At 64.3% G+C, this 18,798-nt stretch carries 19 protein-coding genes; 6 read left to right on the top strand and 13 right to left on the bottom strand.

Features of this window, described 5'->3' with window-relative positions; genetic code table 11:
* Positions 1–4: 4 nt before the first annotated feature.
* Positions 5–1,648, bottom strand: a complete 1,644-nt coding sequence (locus AC58NV_RS08545) for a SulP family inorganic anion transporter (protein WP_497226745.1) — start codon at positions 1,646–1,648, stop codon at positions 5–7.
* Between the two features lie 258 nt (positions 1,649–1,906).
* Here AC58NV_RS08545 and AC58NV_RS08540 point away from each other — a divergent pair, with 258 nt between their 5' ends.
* The 4 genes from AC58NV_RS08540 (at position 1,907) to AC58NV_RS08525 (ending at position 5,483) form a co-directional block, all read left to right on the top strand.
* Positions 1,907–2,518 carry a PRC-barrel domain-containing protein gene (locus AC58NV_RS08540; RefSeq protein WP_497226744.1) on the top strand — a complete coding sequence of 204 codons (612 nt, stop codon included), beginning with the start codon at positions 1,907–1,909 and terminating at the stop codon, positions 2,516–2,518.
* 299 nt (positions 2,519–2,817) lie between these two features.
* Positions 2,818–3,681: an S-methyl-5'-thioadenosine phosphorylase gene (locus tag AC58NV_RS08535; RefSeq protein WP_497227040.1), complete on the top strand. Its 864-nt coding sequence runs from the start codon at positions 2,818–2,820 to the stop codon at positions 3,679–3,681.
* A gap of 127 nt (positions 3,682–3,808) precedes the next feature.
* On the top strand, positions 3,809–4,819 hold the full coding sequence (locus AC58NV_RS08530) for a DUF418 domain-containing protein (RefSeq protein ID WP_497226743.1): 1,011 nt from the start codon (positions 3,809–3,811) through the stop codon (positions 4,817–4,819).
* Between the two features lie 124 nt (positions 4,820–4,943).
* The gene (locus AC58NV_RS08525; protein ID WP_497226742.1) at positions 4,944–5,483 is read left to right on the top strand and encodes an adenine phosphoribosyltransferase; all 540 of its coding nucleotides are present in this window, start codon (positions 4,944–4,946) and stop codon (positions 5,481–5,483) included.
* 235 nt (positions 5,484–5,718) lie between these two features.
* Here AC58NV_RS08525 and AC58NV_RS08520 read toward each other — a convergent pair whose 3' ends face one another.
* The 11 genes from AC58NV_RS08520 to coxB form a co-directional block, all read right to left on the bottom strand.
* A complete protein-coding gene (locus AC58NV_RS08520; RefSeq protein ID WP_497226741.1) occupies positions 5,719–7,137 on the bottom strand; it encodes an FAD-binding oxidoreductase in 1,419 nt (472 codons plus the stop codon).
* A gap of 40 nt (positions 7,138–7,177) precedes the next feature.
* On the bottom strand, positions 7,178–8,002 hold the full coding sequence (locus tag AC58NV_RS08515) for an MBL fold metallo-hydrolase (protein WP_497226740.1): 825 nt from the start codon (positions 8,000–8,002) through the stop codon (positions 7,178–7,180).
* A gap of 234 nt (positions 8,003–8,236) precedes the next feature.
* Positions 8,237–8,827, bottom strand: a complete 591-nt coding sequence (locus tag AC58NV_RS08510) for a GNAT family N-acetyltransferase (protein ID WP_497226739.1) — start codon at positions 8,825–8,827, stop codon at positions 8,237–8,239.
* Entirely contained in the window at positions 8,827–10,089 is a 1,263-nt protein-coding gene (locus AC58NV_RS08505) for a M16 family metallopeptidase (RefSeq protein ID WP_497226738.1), read from the bottom strand. Before AC58NV_RS08505 ends, AC58NV_RS08510 begins: the two co-directional genes overlap by 1 nt.
* On the bottom strand, positions 10,086–11,474 hold the full coding sequence (thrC, locus tag AC58NV_RS08500) for a threonine synthase (RefSeq protein WP_497226737.1): 1,389 nt from the start codon (positions 11,472–11,474) through the stop codon (positions 10,086–10,088). Before thrC ends, AC58NV_RS08505 begins: the two co-directional genes overlap by 4 nt.
* A gap of 20 nt (positions 11,475–11,494) precedes the next feature.
* Positions 11,495–12,163: an SURF1 family protein gene (locus AC58NV_RS08495; RefSeq protein WP_497227039.1), complete on the bottom strand. Its 669-nt coding sequence runs from the start codon at positions 12,161–12,163 to the stop codon at positions 11,495–11,497.
* A gap of 129 nt (positions 12,164–12,292) precedes the next feature.
* Positions 12,293–13,102: a cytochrome c oxidase subunit 3 gene (locus tag AC58NV_RS08490; protein WP_497226736.1), complete on the bottom strand. Its 810-nt coding sequence runs from the start codon at positions 13,100–13,102 to the stop codon at positions 12,293–12,295.
* Positions 13,103–13,125: 23 nt separating this feature from the next.
* A complete protein-coding gene (locus AC58NV_RS08485) occupies positions 13,126–13,713 on the bottom strand; it encodes a cytochrome c oxidase assembly protein (protein WP_497226735.1) in 588 nt (195 codons plus the stop codon).
* Positions 13,713–13,877, bottom strand: coding sequence for a cytochrome c oxidase system small membrane protein (locus tag AC58NV_RS08480; RefSeq protein ID WP_497226734.1), 165 nt, complete (start codon positions 13,875–13,877; stop codon positions 13,713–13,715). Before AC58NV_RS08480 ends, AC58NV_RS08485 begins: the two co-directional genes overlap by 1 nt.
* 1 nt (position 13,878) lies before the next feature.
* Entirely contained in the window at positions 13,879–14,820 is a 942-nt protein-coding gene (gene cyoE, locus AC58NV_RS08475) for a heme o synthase (protein WP_497227038.1), read from the bottom strand.
* Between the two features lie 96 nt (positions 14,821–14,916).
* Positions 14,917–15,762, bottom strand: coding sequence for a cytochrome c oxidase subunit II (coxB, locus tag AC58NV_RS08470; RefSeq protein WP_497226733.1), 846 nt, complete (start codon positions 15,760–15,762; stop codon positions 14,917–14,919).
* Between the two features lie 194 nt (positions 15,763–15,956).
* Here coxB and tldD point away from each other — a divergent pair, with 194 nt between their 5' ends.
* Complete coding sequence (gene tldD / locus AC58NV_RS08465; RefSeq protein WP_497226732.1) at positions 15,957–17,378, top strand: metalloprotease TldD; 1,422 nt, start codon at positions 15,957–15,959, stop codon at positions 17,376–17,378.
* 81 nt (positions 17,379–17,459) lie between these two features.
* On the opposite strand, the gene AC58NV_RS08460 is transcribed toward tldD, so the two are convergent.
* Positions 17,460–17,636, bottom strand: coding sequence for a hypothetical protein (locus AC58NV_RS08460; protein WP_497227050.1), 177 nt, complete (start codon positions 17,634–17,636; stop codon positions 17,460–17,462).
* Between AC58NV_RS08460 and dprA the strand changes: the two genes are divergently transcribed.
* Positions 17,607–18,782, top strand: a complete 1,176-nt coding sequence (dprA, locus tag AC58NV_RS08455) for a DNA-processing protein DprA (protein ID WP_497226731.1) — start codon at positions 17,607–17,609, stop codon at positions 18,780–18,782. The two genes, AC58NV_RS08460 and dprA, sit on opposite strands and share 30 nt — an antisense overlap.
* Positions 18,783–18,798: the final 16 nt, after the last annotated feature.

Genomic DNA, 18,798 nt, shown 5'->3' with positions numbered 1-18,798 from the left:
AAGCTCAGTGGCCGCCCAGGATCCCGGTCCTGACCGAGTAATCCACCGCGACCTCGTATTCCGGGTCATCGTCGCTATCGACCATCAGGTGGCCCGCCTTGGTCAGCAGCTGGTGGCAGTCCCGGCTCAGGTGCCGCAGCACCAGCTTCTTGCCTTCCGCCTCATACTTGCCGGCCACCGCCTCGATCGCCTGCAGCGCAGACTGGTCCACCACCCGGCTGCGGGCAAAGTCCACGATCACATGGTCCGGGTCGCCCGCCACGTCAAACAGCTCAATGAACCCGTCGGTGGAGCCGAAGAACAGCGGCCCTTCGATCTCATAGACCTTGGCACCCTTGTCGCTTTCGGACTCGCGGGTGTAGGCGTGGATGCGGCGCGCGTTGTTCCAGGCATAGGCCAGCGCCGAGACGATAACGCCCACAACCACCGCAACTGCCAGGTCCGACATCACCGTGACAACCGTCACCAGCACAATCACAAAGGCATCCATCAGCGGCACCTTTGTCATGATCTTGAGGCTGTTCCAGGCGAAGGTGCCGATCACCACCATGAACATCACACCCACAAGGGCTGCCAACGGGATCTGCTCGATCAGCGGCGAGGCGGCGACGATGAACAAGAGCAGGAACAGCGCCGCTGCAATGCCCGCAATCCGCGTCCGCCCGCCCGATTTCACGTTGATCATCGACTGGCCGATCATCGCGCAGCCGCCCATGCCGCCGAAGAAGCCGGTCACCACGTTGGACGCGCCCTGCGCAATACACTCCTGCGAAGCTCCGCCGCGCTTGCCCGTGATCTCCCCCACCAGGTTCAGCGTCAGCAGGCTCTCGATCAACCCGATCGCAGCCAGGATCACCGCATAGGGCAGGATGATCCACAGCGTCTCCAGCGTGAACGGTGCCAGCGCGGTCCCGTACAGCCCCTCGCCAGTTCCGAACGGATTGTGGAACGCCGGGAAGCCGCCTTCGATTGAGGCCATGTCACCAACCCGCGGCACATCCAGGCCCATTGCGATCACCAGAACCGCGACGATGCCGATCCCCGCCAGCGGCGCCGGGATGATGCTGGTGATCTTAGGCATCCCCCAGATGATCACCATGGTCAGCGCCACCAGCCCCAGCATCATGTAAAGCGAGGCACCGCTCAGCCATTCCGCACCATCGGTGCCCGGCACTTTGAACTGTGTGAGCTGCGCCAGGAAGATCACGATCGCCAGCCCGTTCACAAAGCCCAGCATCACCGGATGCGGCACCAGGCGGATGAACTTGCCCCAGTGCATCACCCCGGCAATGATCTGCAAAATCCCCATCAGCACCACGGTGGCAAACAGGTACTCTACCCCGTGCTGCGCCACCAGAGCCACCATCACCACCGCCAGCGCGCCCGTGGCACCCGAGATCATCCCCGGCCGGCCGCCGAACACCGCAGTGATCAGCCCGACCATGAAGGCCGCATAGAGACCCACCAGCGGGTGCACCCCGGCGACAAAGGCAAAGGCAACGGCCTCCGGCACCAGCGCCAGCGCCACTGTCAGGCCCGACAAAAGCTCAGTGCGCACGCGGCCCACGGTAAAGCCCTCGTCCTGCATGATGGAGAGGTTGGGCGGGGATATCTGCTTGGCCAGCAAAGCCATGGCTGCGCGTCTCATGTCAGGTACCTGTGCTCGGGAGGAGGAGTGTTCGCTGCCCGCCCCTAGCGGAAAACCGCCAACGGGGCAAGGGCGGCATCCCCCGGCGCACTGGCGCAATGCGCAGACCGCAGCGGATCCGAAGGCGCAGGCCCGGCGCCGGCTGGCTCGCGGAAATCTGCGCGCAGAATCCAACTTCCCGGGAACCGAACCCCGCGCAGGGCGTTTGTTCGGTGAGTACTCACGCACAAGCCACCACCAAACCGAGGAGTGAACGCTATGAAAAAGCTGCTACTTTCCACGGCGCTTGCTGCTGTGACCGCCTTCCCCGCCTATGCCACCGACACCACCGTCGAGGAAGCTGCAGAGGCAACCGCCGAACAGGGCGCTGAACTGGCGTCTGACGCCGCAAACGCGGCTGAACAAGCCGGCGAGACAATTGCCGAAGAAACCAGCGAAGCAGCGGCTGAGGCTGAAGCTGCGGCTGAAGAAGTGACGGAAGAAGCCGCAGCCGAAGCAGAAGCTGCCGAAACCGAAACCATGAGCGACAGCGAAACCACCGCCGCCATGCAGCCCCGCGCCCCGGTTGAGCGCGACGGCTACATGACCGCGGAGGAAACCGACCTGACCGCCAAAAAACTGACCGGCGCCGCCGCCTATGACGCCAACGACGAATGGATCGGCGAGGTCTCCGAACTGCTGCTGACCGAAGAAGGCAAGGTCAAAGCCGCTGTCATCGACGTCGGCGGTTTCCTGGGCCTTGGCGAAAAGCCGGTTGAGCTGGAACTCTCCAAGCTCGACATCCTGCGCGCCGACGACGGCTCCGACCTGCGCGTCTACATCCCGATGACCGAGGAGGAGCTGAAGGCGATGCCCGACTACGAGGGTTGAGCCCGCACAGTGCGCAACCAAAGAACCCGCCGCTTGGCGGGTTCTTCATTTTCGCCCAGGGTCTGTCAGGCAGTGCTGCCCGGGTTCATCCGGCGCGAATAGCCCCGCTCTTTCATCTTGCCCCAAATACTCGCGCCGCAGGCAAACCCCGCTTCCGGCACCCATCCGCTGTACAGGGGGTGCACAGGGGGTGCACGCATGTCACCCCCTGTTTACCGCCGCGCTCTTGCCAAATCCGCCCCCGCTTGCGCATATCCAAATCAGCAGCAACAGGAGGGCAGGATTTGACACAGGAAACCATGATCGCCGTGATCGGCGGCTCCGGCATTTATGAGATCGACGGGCTGGAAGACGCCCAGTGGACCTCGGTCGAAACGCCCTGGGGGGCGCCGTCGGACCAGATCCTCACCGGCACGCTGGACGGCGTGAAAATGGCCTTCCTGCCCCGCCACGGCCGCGGCCATGTGCATTCCCCCACCGAGGTGCCCTACCGCGCCAATATCGACGCGCTGAAGCGGCTGGGGGTGACCGACGTGTTCTCCGTCTCTGCCTGCGGCTCCTTCCGCGAGGAAATGGCGCCGGGCGATTTTGTTGTTGTATATCAGTTCATTGACCGTACTTTCGCGCGCGAGAAAAGCTTTTTCGGCACCGGCTGCGTCGCCCATGTCAGCGTCGCGCATCCGACCTGCGAACGGCTCTCGGACGCGGCAGAGGCGGCGGCGCGCGATGCCGGCGTCAAGGTCCACCGCGGCGGCACCTACCTGTGCATGGAGGGGCCGCAATTCTCCTCCATGGCCGAAAGCAAGATGTACCGGGAGCACTGGGGCTGCGACGTCATCGGTATGACCAACATGCCCGAAGCCAAGCTCGCCCGCGAAGCGGAACTGTGCTACGCCTCGGTGGCCATGGTCACCGATTACGACAGCTGGCACCCGGAGCACGGCGCGGTGAAAATCACTGATATCATTGCCACTTTGCAGGGCAACTCCGCCAATGCCCGCGAACTGGTGCGCCGCCTGCCGGGGCTGCTGGGGAAAGAACGGCAGGACTGCCCGCACGGCTGCGACAAGGCGCTGGAATACGCCATCATGACCGCGCCGGACAAGCGCGACCCGGCGCTGCTGGCGAAGCTTGGCGCCGTGGCGGGCCGGGTTCTGAGCTGACCCGCAGCTGAGGTATCCAAACGCTGCCGGGGCGGTCTTTTCGGGCCGCCCCTTTTCTTTGCCGCCAGCAGTGCCTTTATTCTAGCGGGACAAGGTCTTTTCACTTGCCTGATTTCAAGAGGCTTTCATGCGTCTGCACGGATTGGACATTGCCCGTTTCCTGGCCTTTTGCGGCATGGTGCTGGTGAACTTCCGTATTGCCGCCCAGGTGACGCCGGGCACTGACACCGCATCGCTGCTCACCAACGCGCTGGAAGGGCGGGCCGCGGCGCTGTTTGTGGTGCTGGCGGGCATCGGCCTGTCGCTGGGCAGGCCGGACCGGGCAACGACATTCCGCCGTGCGGTGTTCCTGTTCGTTATCGGGCTGCTGAACCTGACCATCTTCGAGGCCGACATCCTGCATTTCTATGCGCTCTACTTCCTGGTGGCGCTGCCATTCCTGACTGCCTCCAGCAGGGCGCTCCTGCAAGCCGCGGCGGGCACCCTGCTGATCGGGCTGATCAGTCTGCTGGCCCTGGATTACGAGGCGCATTGGAACTGGGAAACCCTTGTATATGCGGATTTCTGGACCCTTGAGGGCTTCCTGCGGCATTCCTTCTTCAATGGCTGGCACCCGGTGTTTCCCTGGGCCGCCTTCCTGCTTTTTGGCATGTGGGCGGGCCGCCTTCAGCTCTCCAGCCGCCGCGTGCAGGCGCATCTGGTCCTTTGGGGAACTGCCGCGGCTGTTCTGGGCGCCGTTCCCGGCAATCTGCTCCAGGACCCGGAGCTGGCGGAGGTGTTTGGAACCAGCGCCATCCCGCCCGGCCCCTTTTACATCCTGTCGGCCTCCGGCAGCGCGCTGGCGGTCACCGGTCTGGTGCTGGCCGTCACCCCGGCGCTCGACAAGGCCGGGCTGGCAGAATGGCTGGCCGCGCCAGGGCGGCAGGCGCTCAGCCTTTATGCGGCGCATATCCTCTTGGGCATGGGCACGCTTGAGGCAATGGGACAGCTGGACGGATCGCTCGGCCCTACGCAGATCTTCGGCTACTCCTTTGGGTTCTGCGCGCTGTCCATGGTGCTGGTGTGGTTCTGGAACCTCTTTGCCAAACGCGGGCCCTTGGAAGCCCTGATGCGCTGGAGCACAAACCTGGCACGGTAGTCAGGACCAGGCCGGGGGCAGCCGCCTGCTTTCCCTTGCAACAGGGCCTTGGATCGTCCAAACCGCTGCTGGCCCGGCCGGTTGCCGGGCCGCAACACCGATTTTTCTCAGGGGAGCCAAGCCGATGCCCAAGAAGCCCGCCGTCAAGGATTACATCCGCACCATCGTCGACTTCCCGCATGAAGGGATCATGTTCCGCGACGTGACCACGCTGTTTGCCGACCCGCGCGGCTTCCGCATGGCGATCGACCAGATGCTGCACCCCTACGCGGGCGAACAGATCGACAAGGTGGTCGGGCTGGAGGCGCGCGGCTTCATCCTGGGCGGCGCGATTGCGCATCAGCTGAGCGTCGGCTTCGTGCCGATCCGCAAGAAGGGCAAGCTGCCCGGCACCACCATCAGCCAAGAGTACAAGCTGGAATACGGCGAGGCGATCGTGGAAATCCACGATGATGCGATCAAGCCGGGCGAGAAGATCCTGATGGTCGATGACCTGCTGGCCACCGGCGGCACCGCGGGCGCCGGCATCAAGCTGATCGAGCGGCTGGGCGGCGAGATCGTGTCCTGCTCCTTCATCGTCGACCTGCCGGAACTGGGCGGCCGCAAATCGCTGGAGAGCATGGGCATGGATGTGCATGTGCTTTGCGAATTCGAAGGGCTCTGAAACCGGGCCTGCGGCAAGGTTCACCGTTTTAGGCGCTGGCGGCGCGGCGCACCCGCCCGCCCTGCGCCATTTTCTGCTAAAACGGCTCGTCCGGTTTGGCATGGCCTTTCAGGCGCCCTGAAAGGGCGCCTGAAAGGCGCGCCGCGCATTTGTGCGGCGCCGGACCCAAGGCCGCCAGGCGGTCCGGCGCAGCCGGGCAGCCGCGGGTGCGGGAGCCTTCCCGTTTCCAGAGTGATCAAACGGATTTGAGCACCGCGCCCGGGTTCATGATGCCATTGGGATCCAGCGCCTGCTTGATGGCCCGCATCGCCGCCAGCTTGGCAGGGTCGCCGTAGCGCTCCAGATCGCCGGTCTTCATCCGCCCCACCCCGTGCTCGGCGCTGAAGGAGCCGCCGAAGGCGTGGACCAGATCATGCACCGCTTCTTTCACGATATTGCGCAGGGAGTCATACTCCTCCCGCCTGCGGCCTTTCGCCGGAAACACGTTGTAGTGCAGGTTGCCGTCGCCCAGATGGCCGAAGCAGTTGATGCGGAAGTCGCCGAGTTTTGCGATGGCCGCCCTGCACCGCCCGATGAAGGCCGGGATCTCCGATATGGGCACCGAGATGTCGTGGCTGGACACCGAGCCGATGGCCTTGTTGGCCAGCGGGATATGCTCGCGCACCGACCACAGCGCCTGCCGCTGGCTTTCCGACTGGGCAATCACGCCATCGGCGGCCAGGCCCGCCGCTTCGGCGGCTTCAAACAGCTCTGCCAGCGTTTCCTCCGCCTTCAGACCGCGCGGCAGGCCCAGTTCGATCAGCACGCACCATTCCGGTGCTTTCGCAAAGGGCTGGCGGACTTGCGGCAGCGTTTCCGCCAGGAATTCCAGCCCCTGCCGGTGGATCAGTTCAAAGGCGCTGACACCCTCGCCCGCGTGCTCGCGGGCCAGTGCCAGCAGGGCGATGGCGGCCTGCGGGTCCTTCACGGTGAAAATGGCGGTGCCTTGCGACGCCGGAACCGCCGAGAGTTTCAGCGCCGCAGCGGTGATCACCCCCAAGGTGCCCTCGGCCCCGATCAGCAGGTTCCTGAGGTCATAGCCGGTGTTGTCTTTCCTGAGGCGTGACAGCCCGTGCCAGATCTCGCCTGAGGGCAGCACCGCTTCCAGCCCCAAGCAGAGGTCGCGGGCGTTGCCGTAGCGCAGCACGTTGACGCCGCCGGCATTGGTCGAGAGGTTGCCGCCGATCCGCGCCGAGCCTTCCGCCGCCAGCGACAGCGGGAACAGGCGGTCCGCGCCCTGAGCAGCCGCCTGCACATCTGCCAAAATGGCGCCGGCCTCTGCGATCAGCACATTCTCCTGGCTGTGAACCGCCCGGATGGCTGCCATCCGCTCCAGCGAGATCACCAAGGGCGCCGGCCCGTCCGGCATCACCTGGCCGCCGACCAGCCCGGTGCCGCCGCCGTAGGGCACAACCGGCACCCGGGCGGCGTTGGCCTCGCGGATCAGGGTTGAGACTTGTTCCACGTTCTGCGGCACTGCCAGAAGCCCCGCCTGCCCGTGATAGCGGCCGCGCGGCTCTTCCAGATAGCGCGGTTCGGCATCCCGCAAAACGCCCTCGGGCAGCAGCGGGGACAGACGGGCAGCAAAGGCAGGATCGGCGGGGTTCAGCGTCATGCCCTATCCATGCCGCAAGGCCCTGCGGCTGGCAAGGCGCTCACTCCTCTTCCAGCAGGTACTTGGGCCGCAGCACATGGATGGTCGGGCGCCCGGGCAGGCTGCGCAGGGAGACCGACAGCGCGCTGTTGCCCTCATCCACCACATCAAATTCCGGGCCGATCCGGGACAGGAAACTCTGCAGCGAATAGTCGCTGAACCAGTGCATCGGGATGATCACCGAGGACCGCAGCCGCCCAAGCACCTCCAGCATCTGATCCAGCGGCAGGGTGATGCCGCCATCCACCGCGGCCATCACCACATCTAGCCGCCCCAGAGCCGCATACTGCTCCGGCGTCGGCACATGGTGCAGGTGACCGAGGTGGCCGATGCACAGGCCCGCAGCCTCGAACACAAAGATCGAATTGCCCCGTTCCTCCACCCCGCCGAACATGTTGCGGATGTCGGTCGGGACATTGCGTATCAGCATCTCGCCGAGGTCGAGGTGATGCTCGATGCCTGCGCCGAACGGCCCCCAGCCCTCCAGCACATGCGGGATTGCCGGATCAGGGTGCGCAGTCCAATGGGTCTCATGGGCGTGGTTCATGGTGACGACATCCGGGATCAGCGGCGCGGCGCCTGTGAAGCCGGTGAAATCGGTGACCACGTTCAGCCCGCCCGCGGTGCGCAGCAGGAAAGAGGCATGGGCGATATAGCGGATCTGCACGCTGTCCTGCGCGACCGGGTCCTGCCAGCTGGCCTGATGCAGATACGCCATCCCCGGCGCGGCCTCTGCCAGGGCAATGCAATGGCTCTGCCGCCGTTCCTGTGCATGGAGAACACTGGAACACAGGATGAGGCAAAGGAGACTGACAAACGCGCGCATGAGGCAGGTTCTAGGGCGCAAACCGGCGTTGTCAGCCCTGGCGGCAGAAAATACGGCGCGCAAGGGCTCCCGCCTGCTCCGGCAGAATTGAAATTCTGCGTCACAGTTGGGTGTGGCGCCAGCCCCAGGGAATCCGCGCCGCACCGCAGGGGCGGCGCCCGGCCAAACGGGAGCGGCGCGTTTACAATGCGCGCGTGACGGGCGGGAGCAGTCCGGTTGTGCCGGCGGGGGCTTCTAAGCCTGCCCTGCCAGCGTCTTGCCGCGGCGGTCGTGGCGCAGGGACGCATAAAGCACATGGGTGCGCCAGCGGCCGTTGATCTGCAGGTAGGACTGGGCGACGCCTTCGTACTTGAAGCCTGATTTCTCCAGCAGCCCGCGGGAGGCCTGGTTTTCCGGCAGACAGGCGGCTTCGATACGGCTGAGGTCCAGCTTGGTGAAGGCGTGATGCACCACCGCTCCGATCGCCTCGCGCATGTAGCCCTGGCGGGCAAAGGGCAGCCCGGTCCAATAGCCGAGCGTGCCGGCCTGCGCCGGGCCGCGGCGGATGTTGTCGAGCGTGATCGCACCCACCAGCACCTGGTCGGACCGCCGGATCAGGAACAGCGGCAGCGCGGTGCCGCCGGAAACCGACCGGCGCGCCCAGTAGACCCGGTTGGTGAAGCTCTTGCGGCTGAGGTGATCCGCCGCCCAGCTGGGCTCCCACGGTGTCAGGTAGGGCTGGCTTTGCAGCCTCAGTGCCGCCCAGCCGTGAAAATCCGCGTGCACCGGCGGCCTGAGGGTCAGGCGCTCGGTTTCGATGCGGACCTTGCGGCGGGTGAGCAGCATCAGGCGGCGCGCCTCTCCTGCAGCCTCTCCAGCGCCGGGGCATCCGTCACCGGGCCATAAAGCGCCAATGCTGCAGGCGCTGTCACAGCCATGGTCTCCGCCAGCTCACGCACGTCCTTGGTGGTCACCGCATTGATCCGCTCGACCGTGCGCTCCAGAGACGGCACCTTGTCCCAGATCTGCACCAGACGGGCCAGGCGTTCCGCCCGGTTTGACGGGCTTTCCAGCCCCATCAGCATCCCCGCCTTCATCTGGGCGCGGGCGCGTTCGACCTCGGCATCGCTCATGTCGTCAGCGGCACGTTTCATCTCGTCGATGGTGATGCCCGCCAGCTCTGCCAGCTGCTCGCCCGAGGTGCCCGCATAGACGGTCATCGAGCCGGTATCGGCATAGGACCCCGCTTGCGAGAAGATGGTGTAGCAGAGGCCGCGCTTCTCGCGCACTTCCTGGAACAGCCGCGAGGACATGCCGCCGCCTAGGGCGCTGGCATAGATCTGCGCGGTGTACATCGACTGGTCACGGTAGCCCGGGCCTTCGAACGCCAGCGCGAAATGCGCTTGCTCCAGATCCTTCACCTGCCGCGCCTCGCCGCCGGTGAAGGTCGCGCTTTCGGCGGTGAAATCCGGCTTGGCCTCCATGTGGCCGAACATCCGCTCAGCCAGCTTGACCAGCGCATCGTGATCCACACCACCAGCCGCTGCCAGGATCATCTGACCCGGGCCGTAGTGTTCGGCGACAAAGCCCTGCAAATCCTCGCGGGAGAAGCTGCGCACACGTTCTGCAGGGCCCAGAATGGTCCGGCCCAGCGGCTGGCCGCGGTAGCTTTCCTCCTGCAGCCAGTCAAAGATCACGTCGTCCGGCGTGTCCAGCGACTGGCCGATCTCCTGCAGGATCACCCCGCGCTCAACCTCAATCTCGCGCTGGTCGAACACCGGGTTCAGCAGGATGTCCCCGATCACATCCACCGCCAGCGGCACGTCACCCTTCAGCACCCGGGCGTAATAGGCCGTCACCTCGCGCGAGGTATAGGCGTTGATATAACCGCCCACATCCTCGATCTCCTCGGCGATCTGCATGGCCGTGCGGGTTTTGGTGCCCTTGAAGGCCATGTGCTCCAGGAAATGGGCAATGCCGTTCTGCTCCAGCCGCTCGTGGCGGCCGCCGGCGCTCACCCAGATCCCGACCGCCGCGGATTCCAGACCCGGCATATGCTCGGAGACGATGCGGAACCCGTTGGCGAGTGTGTGCTGCTGAACTGTCAATTCGCGATGTTCTTTCTGATGTGATCCTCGAGGGCAGCCAGATCGTTGGCGATCCGGGTGACCCGTTCCGGCCTCTCATACAGGTCTGCCATGCGCGCAGGCAAGGGCGGATGAATGCCGCTGGCGTCTTCGACTGCCGCCGGGAATTTCGCCGGGTGCGCGGTGGCCAGGGTGATCATCGGAACCTCCGCTTTGCGGTGCTCGTTTGCCACTTTCACACCGACAGCGCCATGCGGGCAGATCAGCTCTCCTGAGGCGGCCAGCTCGGATTTGATGGTGACGAGGGTTTCTTCCTCGGAAGTGCGGCCCGAAGCATAAGTCTCCGACAGCGCCTGCATGGCGCCCTGGGAGACGTCAAAGCCGCCGTTCTTCAGCTCATCCATCAGCTGGGCGATGGCCTTGCTGTCCTGGCCGTAGGCATAGAACAGGGCGCGCTCGAAGTTCGACGACACCTGAATGTCCATCGACGGTGAGATCGAGGGCTGGGTGTCGCCCTTGTAATAGCCCTGCCCGGACAGGCAGCGGTGCAGGATGTCGTTCTGGTTGGTGGCCACCACCAGCTGGTCGATCGGCAGGCCCATCTGTTTGGCAATGTAGCCCGCGAAGATATCGCCGAAGTTGCCGGTGGGCACAGTGAAGCTCACCTTGCGCTGCGGCGCGCCAAGGCTGACGGCCGAGGAGAAGTAATAGACCACCTGCGCCAGGACGCGGGCGATATTGATCGAGTTCACACCGGCCAGTTTCACCCCGTCCCGGAAATCGAAGTCGTTGAACATGTCTTTGACGCGGGCCTGGCAATCGTCGAAGTCGCCATCGACGGCCAGCGCATGCACATTGGCGTCCTGCGGGGTGGTCATCTGGCGGCGCTGCACTTCGGACACCCGCCCATGCGGGAAAAGAATGAAGACATCCACATTGTTCAGACCGCGGAAGGCCTCCATCGCGGCGGAGCCGGTGTCGCCTGACGTGGCGCCCGCGATGGTCACCCGGTCGCCGCGGCGCTCAAGCGCGGCCTGGAACAGCTGGCCGATCAGCTGCATCGCGAAGTCCTTGAACGCCAGCGTCGGGCCGTGGAACAGCTCCAGCAGGAAATGGTTCGGCGCCAGCTGCTTCAGCGGCGCGCGGGCGGCATGGCCGAAACCCTCATAGGCGCGGGCGATGATGCCGCGGAACTCCTCATCGGTGAAGCAGTCGCCGAGAAAGGGGCGCATGACGCGGAAGGCGGTTTCCTCATAGGACAGGCCTGCCAGCGCCGCGATGTCGTCATGGGACATCTGCGGGATTTCCGCGGGCACATAGAGGCCGCCGTCGCGCGCGAGGCCGGTCAGCATTGCGTCTTCAAAGGTCAGCTCGGGCGCTTGGCCCCGGGTCGAGATATATTTCATCGCCTTCAGCTCTTTCGGGTTCAGGGGCGGCTGCGCCGCAGGAAGTAGATGGTCATCGCCGCCCAGATAAAGGCCAGCGAAAACCAGGTGATCGCATATTGCAAGTGGTCATTCGGGATGCCGGAGATGGAGACCGGAACCGGCCGCACAGCGGCCTCCCCTTCGGGACTGGCCCGCAGGACAATCATCACCGGCTCTGTGCCAAGGTGATCCGCCATGCGCTCGGTGTTGCGGGCGTACCAGATGTTGCCTGCCAGGTCCGGTGCGGGGGTGTAGCTGTCGGTTTCCTGCGGCCAGTGGATGTTGCCTTCGATGGTGGCGGGGCCAGAGAAGCGTGCCGCCTGCTTTTCCTTAACCGGGATAAATCCGCGGTCGATCAGAACCCGGCGGCCATCCTCCAGCGTGAAGGGGGAGATCACCCGGTAGCCGGGGCCGATGTCCTTGATCGAGGTAAGAACGTGCAGTTCCTCTGCACCGATGTCTCCGGACAGGCGGACCGGGCGGTATTTGTCCGCGTCCCTGTCCAGCGCCTGCGGCAGGTGGTCAGCAGAGCCGCCGGCGATGCGCGCCTCGATGGTGGCGAGGATGCCTTCCTTCCAGGCCTTGCGCTGCAGCTGCCAGGTGCCAAGGCCGATCAGAATGGCCAGGCCCGCGCCGCTGATGATCAACAGGAAGATGACACGCCGCATCATCGCTGCTCCGCTTCAAAGTACAGGGCGCGCAAGGTGTCCCTTGCGCGCCCCGTGTGTGACTTCATGGATGCGGATAATCAACCGCAAACATGTAACCGTTACAAACCGCCCGTTACAGGCCGCCCCTTACAGGCCGGAGGTGCCCCAGATGTAGACGGCGAAGAACAGGAACAGCCAGACGACGTCCACGAAGTGCCAGTACCAGGCAGCGGCCTCGAAACCGACGTGCTGTTCCGGGGTGAAGTCGCCCTTCATCGCGCGGACCAGGCAGACGGTCAGGAAAATGGTGCCGATGATCACGTGGAAGCCGTGAAAGCCGGTTGCCATGAAGAAGTTCGAGTAGAACTCGTCGCCGCCGAACTGCCAGCCTTCGTGCAGCAGGTGGGCATATTCGTAGCCCTGCAGGAACGTGAAGGCGACGCCAAGCGCGATACCGATGGCCAGGCCCTGCACCAGCGCCTTGCGGTCGTTATTGTGGACCAGCGCGTGGTGGGCCCAGGTCACGGCGCAGCCGGACAGCAGCAGGATCAGGGTGTTGATCAGCGGCAGGTGGAAGGGGTCAACCGCATAGATTTCCGGCGCCACGTATTCGGTGCCGACATAGGTCTCCATCGGGTACATGGCGTGTTTGAAGAACGACCAGAACCAGGCGAAGAAGAACATCACCTCGGACATCACGAACAGGATGAAGCCATAGCGCAGGCCGATGCGGACAACCGGGGTGTGGTCGCCGACCTTGCTTTCGGCAACAACTTCCGCCCACCAGGCATAAGCCGAGTAGAGAACCGCGACGAAACCGATCCAGAAGGGCCATGCAGTGATGCCCTTCATCCAGAACACTGCGCCAACCAGCATGACGAAGGTGCCCACAGCGGAGGCCAGCGGCCAGATCGACGGCGGCAGAATGTGATAATCGTGATTTTTAGCGTGCGCCATTTAAGTGTCCCTCACCTAGCGGCCTAGTTCGTGGTTGTGCCTGCCCCGGTGTTATCCCCGGTGTCGAGGGCTGCGTAACCCTCGGGCAGATCGATTTCATGGAACGTGTACGAAAGCGTGATCGTATGCACGTATTTTGCGTCCCGGTCGTCAATGATTTCCGGGTCGACATAGAAGGTCACGGGCATCTGCACCCGCTCCCCTGGCTGAAGCACCTGCTCGGTAAAGCAGAAGCAGTCGATTTTCGAAAAGAACCCGCCGGCCTGATACGGCGTCACGTTGTAAGACGCCTGCCCTGCCACCGGGCGGTCGGTCGGGTTGTAGGCCTCGTAAAAGGCCAGGCCGGTTTCGCCCAGCCGGATCTCCATCTCGCGCTGGACCGGCTTGAACTCCCACGGCATGCCGCGCTGCTTGGAGCCATCGAAGCGCACCGTGATGGTCTGGTCCAGAACCGTGTCGGAGCCTGCGCTGGCCACGCCGGTGACGCCGCCAAATCCGGTGACACGGCAGAACCAGTCGTAGAACGGCACCGAGGCCCAGGACAACCCGCCCATCAGGACGACAACACCGACCAGCTGGACAACAGTCTTATTGGGTCCCTGCAGCGCCATCAGTTCTGCTCTCCCTGTGCGTCCGGGAACTTGAAGCTGTTGGAGGTCACCTTGACCATGGTCAGCGCCATGATCAGCACCACAAAGGCCGCCAGCGAAATGCCAACCCCCTTGTTGAGGCCGGAGCGGCGCTTGTGCACCTCGTGTTCCTTGCGCAGGGCCATCTTACCAGCCTCCCAGCCCGTAGGGCTTCAGCAGGGCCTCGGCCAGGACGGCGCCGAAATGCAGGAACAGATAGAGCAGCGACAGTTTGAAGAAGCTGCGCTCCACCTTGAAGTTGTCCGCCTCTGAATCGTCCTCGTCGCGGCGAGTGATCTTCCAGGCGCCATGCAGGAACAGCGCGTTCATCACCAGCGCCGCGGCCAGGTAGATCGGGCCGCCGATGCCGGAGAAGGCTGTGCCAACGGCCAGCAGCGCCAGCAGCACGGTGTAGGCCAGAATATGCACGCGGGTGGCGCGGCGGCCATGGGTCACGGTCAGCATCGGCACGCCTGCGTCGTCGTAATCCGAGCGCATGAACAGCGCCAGCGCCCAGAAATGCGGCGGCGTCCACATGAAGGTCAGCAGGAACATCAGCCACGGCTCAACCGACATGGTGCCGGTGGCGGCAATCCAGCCGATCACCGGCGGGAAGGCCCCCGCGGCACCGCCGATCACGATGTTCTGCGGCGTCGCGCGCTTGAGCCACATGGTGTAGATCACCACGTAGAAGAAGATGGTGAAGGCCAGGAAGGCGCCGGCAAAGACATTGGCTGCCAGCGCCAGCATGATCACCGACAGGCCCGACAGCGCCAGGCCCAGCGCCAGCGCCTCGCCCGGCTCAACCTTGCCGGCCGGGATCGGGCGGCCCTTGGTGCGCTTCATCACCTTGTCGATATCGGCGTCCCACCACATGTTCAGCGCACCGGAGGCACCGCCGCCAATGGCGATGAACAGGATGGCGCAAAAGCCGACAACCGGATGCACGGAAACAGGGGCAGCCAGCAGACCGACCAGAGCGGTGAACACCACCAGCGACATGACACGGGGTTTCAGCAGGGCGAAGTAATCGCCAAAGCTGGCCTCGTCCTCATATGCCCGGCTTGCGTTGATGCTTGCGTCGCTCATCTTGGGTCCTTTGGCGGCAACAGGTGCGCATTCCTGCGCACCCTGGTCTTGGTTCTGATCCATATGGAGCTCCCTCAAGCTCCATATAGCCAGCTATCAGTTGGAGGCGACCTGGTAGGCCTGCGGGATGCCCGCGTATTCTTCCTTGGCGCCTTCCAGCCAGGCGTCATACTCTTCCTGGGTCACGACCTTGACGGTGATCGGCATATAGGCGTGGTCCTTGCCGCACAGCTCGGAGCACTGGCCGAAGTAGATGCCTTCCTTGCCCTCGTCGACCTTGAACCACAGCTGCGCCAGGCGGCCCGGAACGCCGTCCTGCTTCACCCCGAAGGCCGGGATGGTCCAGGAGTGGATCACGTCCGCCGCGGTGACGTTCATCACGATAGTCTTGCCCGAGGGCACGACAACGGCGGTGTCGGTGGCCAGCAGGTACTCGTCCTCGGCGTAGCCGTTGGCGGCCAGCTGGTCCTTGGGCAGCAGGAAGCTTTCGAACCCGAACTCATGGTCGGTGTACTCATAGCCCCAGTACCACTGGTAGCCGGTCACCTTGATGTTGATGTCGCCTTCGGGGATTTCCTGCTGTGCGAACAGCTGCGGCAGCGAGAAGGAGCCGATGAACACCAGCACCAGGATCGGGATCACGGTCCAGGCGATTTCAATCGGGGTATGGTGGGTGAACTTAGCCGGGGTCGGGTTGGCGCGGCGGTTGAAACGGACAATCGCCCACAGCAGCAGGGCCGCGACGAACAGGCAGATCACCGTGATGATCACAAGGATCATGTAGTCCAGTTTCTGGATACCTTCCATCAGCGACGTGGCGGCCGGCTGGAAGTTCAGGCCGCCGTCAACCGGCTTGCCAATGGTTTCCAGGCCTTCTTGCGCCATGGCTGGAAGGCTCGAAAGGCCGGCGAAAAGGCCCGAAAGCATCAAAGCGTTTTTCATGTTCTGTCCTGATCGGTTGATCGCAATGTTCCTGCGGCAGCACGAATGCGGGGAATCAACGATTCCACAAAACGCACCTGCCCCGTTGTCTTTGATGCCGCTTAAAATCATATTCGAGCGTGCAGATAAAGAGGCAGGCGAGCGTCAAACCGTCGCTTTCTTGATTTAGATCAAAAAAATCTGAGGACCGTGCCATGGAAAACCCAGCCTTCCGTCCCTTTGAAACCGCGCTTCCGGAGGATGAGGCGCTGGCCACCCTGCGCGATGCGCTGAGCGGAGCAGAGGACGGCGAGATCTTTGCCGAACGGCGCAAATCCGAGGCGCTGTCCTTTGATGACGGGCGCCTGCGCAGCGCCAGCTATGATGCCTCGGAGGGCTTTGGTTTGCGGGCTGTTAACGGTGATGTCGCGGGCTACGCGCATTCCACCGACGTCTCCATCGCCTCGCTGCAGCGGGCTGCGGAGACTGCGAAGCTGGCGGTTGGCGGCGGCGGCGGCACCTATGCGGACGCGCCCTTGGCCACCAACAAGAAGCTCTACACCGATGCCGACCCGATCAGCGCCATGCCGTTCCCGGTCAAGGTGGAGACGCTGCGCGAAATAGATGCCTATGCGCGTGATCTGGATCAACGCGTGGTTCAGGTTTCCGCGTCATTGGCCGCCTCGCTGCAGGAGGTGGATATTCTGCGCGCCGACGGGGTGCGGGTGCGCGATACCCGTCCGATGGCGCGGCTCAACGTGTCGGTGATCGTCGAGAAGGACGGCCGCCGCGAAAGCGGTTCCGCCGGCGGCGGCGGGCGGCTGGGCCTCGACGGGCTGGTCGACCCAAAGCACTGGCAGGCCCAGGTGCAGGAGGCGCTGCGCATTGCCCTGGTCAACTTGGACGCGGTCCCTGCTCCGGCCGGCGAGATGGACGTGGTGCTGGGTCCCGGCTGGCCCGGCATCCTGCTGCACGAAGCGATCGGCCACGGGCTGGAGGGCGATTTCAACCGCAAGGGATCCTCTGCCTTTGCCGGGCTGATGGGCCAGCAGATCGCGGCCAAGGGGGTCACGGTGCTGGATGACGGCACCATCCCGGACCGGCGCGGCTCCATCACCGTGGATGACGAGGGCACGCCCAGCCAGAAAACCACGCTGATCGAGGACGGCGTGCTGGTCGGCTTCATGCAGGACCGCCAGAACGCGCGGCTGATGGGCGTAGCCCCCACCGGCAACGGGCGGCGGCAGAGCTATGCCCATGCGCCGATGCCACGGATGACCAACACCTACATGCTGGGCGGCGAAGCCGATCCCGGCGATCTGGTGGCGGGCATCAAGGACGGCATCTGGGCGGTGGGTTTCGGCGGCGGCCAGGTGGACATCACCAATGGCAAATTCGTGTTCTCCTGCACCGAGGCTTACCGTGTGAAGGACGGCAAGGTCGGCACCCCGGTCAAGGGCGCCACGCTGATCGGCGACGGCGCTACTGCGCTCAAGCAGATTCGCGGGCTTGGCAACGACATGGCACTGGACCCCGGCATGGGCAACTGCGGCAAGGCCGGCCAATGGGTTCCTGTCGGTGTCGGCCAGCCCTCGGTGCTGATGGGCGGTCTGACGGTGGGCGGCTCTGCGGCCTAGTCCAGAAAGCCGCAAGCGTTCCAGGGAATGCCCGCAAAAAGTGGTAAACCCAGGAACGCTCTGCGCGCGGCCCGTCCGCCGCTAGCGATATACACCGGCAAAAGAATAATCATTTTCCCGCAATAAGTTATGTGAATTATCGAAAAATTCCCAGAACCAGCCGTTTTGTTCACCACCTGTTAACCCCCACAAGGTTAATTCTTGTCCTGCAAACAGGCGGAGCTGCGGATGTCCGAAGAAGCACATTCTTCCACTCACCCCCCACTCCCACCCACCACGGAAGATACCCGGTATTCCTGGCTTCGCCTTTTGCGCTCCAAACGGGTCGGCCCGGTGACATTTCACCGGCTGCTCGCAGAATATGGTTCAGCGCAGAACGCGCTGGATGCGTTGCCCGAAGTGGCACGCTCCGCAGGCATCAAAGGGTATGAAACATGCCCCGCCAAGGCGGTGGACAACGAACTCAAGACCGCAAAGGCCGCCAAAGCGCGGCTTTTGTGCATTTCGGACCCTGAATACCCCGACTTGCTGAAGGGACTGAAGGATGCGCCTCCCCTGCTCTGGGCCATCGGCGATCTTTCGGTACTGGACCGCCCGATGATCTCGATGGTGGGCGCACGCAATGCTTCCTCACTGGGAGTGCGGATGGCGCGGTCTCTGGCACATTCCCTGGGAGAGGCTGGATATGCGGTGGTATCCGGAATGGCCCGCGGCATTGACACCGCGGCCCATCAGGCAGCTTTGAAAACCGGCACCATCGCAGTGCTCGCGGGCGGAGCAGACGTGATCTACCCGGCGGAAAACGCCAAGCTGGCAGCCGGCATCAGCGAAACCGGGCTGAGGCTGTCGGAACAGCCGATGGGGCTGACACCGCAGGCCCGCGATTTCCCCAAACGCAACCGGATCATCGCCGCCATCTCCCGCGCCGTGGTGGTGGTGGAGGCCGCCGCCAAGTCGGGCAGCCTGATCACCGCCAGGGATGCGCTGGATTACGGCCGCGAGGTGCTGGCGGTACCCGGCCATCCGTTTGATGCCCGCAGTTCCGGCTGCAACCGGCTGATCCGCGACGGCGCCACCCTGGTCCGGGACGCAAACGACGTGATGGAGGCATTGCCGCCGCTGGAGGCCGCGCAGGCGGTGACACAGGACGATCCGCAACAGGCTCTTGCTGCATTGCCGCCGCAGCCGCCGCAACGGCGCAGCCTGGCGGAGACCCACGCCCTGCACCAGCAGATCCTCGGCAGGCTGGGCCCCTCCCCCACCTCTGAGACACAGCTGATCCGCGACCTGTCCCTGCCGCCGCAGGACCTCGCGCCTGCATTGACGGATCTGGAGCTAGACGGGGCGATCCGCCGCGAACCGGGCGGCCTGCTGTCCCGGGCCTACCCTGAGGACGACGATTGACCCCTGCTTTGATGCA

The organism is Leisingera sp. ANG49, assembly GCF_059694505.1.
The sequence above is the reverse complement of the archived record's forward strand: the minus strand, read 5'-3'. Positions and strand labels throughout refer to the sequence as shown.

What these genes read in the sequence shown, in the direction of transcription:
- AC58NV_RS08545 (WP_497226745.1), bottom strand. Translation starts at nt 1,648, where the DNA reads ATGAGACGCGCAGCCATGGCTTTGCTGGCCAAGCAGATATCCCCGCCC.
- AC58NV_RS08540 (WP_497226744.1), top strand. Translation starts at nt 1,907, where the DNA reads ATGAAAAAGCTGCTACTTTCCACGGCGCTTGCTGCTGTGACCGCCTTC.
- AC58NV_RS08535 (WP_497227040.1), top strand. Translation starts at nt 2,818, where the DNA reads ATGATCGCCGTGATCGGCGGCTCCGGCATTTATGAGATCGACGGGCTG.
- AC58NV_RS08530 (WP_497226743.1), top strand. Translation starts at nt 3,809, where the DNA reads ATGCGTCTGCACGGATTGGACATTGCCCGTTTCCTGGCCTTTTGCGGC.
- AC58NV_RS08525 (WP_497226742.1), top strand. Translation starts at nt 4,944, where the DNA reads ATGCCCAAGAAGCCCGCCGTCAAGGATTACATCCGCACCATCGTCGAC.
- AC58NV_RS08520 (WP_497226741.1), bottom strand. Translation starts at nt 7,137, where the DNA reads ATGACGCTGAACCCCGCCGATCCTGCCTTTGCTGCCCGTCTGTCCCCG.
- AC58NV_RS08515 (WP_497226740.1), bottom strand. Translation starts at nt 8,002, where the DNA reads ATGCGCGCGTTTGTCAGTCTCCTTTGCCTCATCCTGTGTTCCAGTGTT.
- AC58NV_RS08510 (WP_497226739.1), bottom strand. Translation starts at nt 8,827, where the DNA reads ATGCTGCTCACCCGCCGCAAGGTCCGCATCGAAACCGAGCGCCTGACC.
- thrC (WP_497226737.1), bottom strand. Translation starts at nt 11,474, where the DNA reads ATGAAATATATCTCGACCCGGGGCCAAGCGCCCGAGCTGACCTTTGAA.
- AC58NV_RS08495 (WP_497227039.1), bottom strand. Translation starts at nt 12,163, where the DNA reads ATGCGGCGTGTCATCTTCCTGTTGATCATCAGCGGCGCGGGCCTGGCC.
- AC58NV_RS08490 (WP_497226736.1), bottom strand. Translation starts at nt 13,102, where the DNA reads ATGGCGCACGCTAAAAATCACGATTATCACATTCTGCCGCCGTCGATC.
- AC58NV_RS08485 (WP_497226735.1), bottom strand. Translation starts at nt 13,713, where the DNA reads ATGGCGCTGCAGGGACCCAATAAGACTGTTGTCCAGCTGGTCGGTGTT.
- AC58NV_RS08480 (WP_497226734.1), bottom strand. Translation starts at nt 13,877, where the DNA reads ATGGCCCTGCGCAAGGAACACGAGGTGCACAAGCGCCGCTCCGGCCTC.
- cyoE (WP_497227038.1), bottom strand. Translation starts at nt 14,820, where the DNA reads ATGAGCGACGCAAGCATCAACGCAAGCCGGGCATATGAGGACGAGGCC.
- coxB (WP_497226733.1), bottom strand. Translation starts at nt 15,762, where the DNA reads ATGAAAAACGCTTTGATGCTTTCGGGCCTTTTCGCCGGCCTTTCGAGC.
- tldD (WP_497226732.1), top strand. Translation starts at nt 15,957, where the DNA reads ATGGAAAACCCAGCCTTCCGTCCCTTTGAAACCGCGCTTCCGGAGGAT.
- dprA (WP_497226731.1), top strand. Translation starts at nt 17,607, where the DNA reads ATGTCCGAAGAAGCACATTCTTCCACTCACCCCCCACTCCCACCCACC.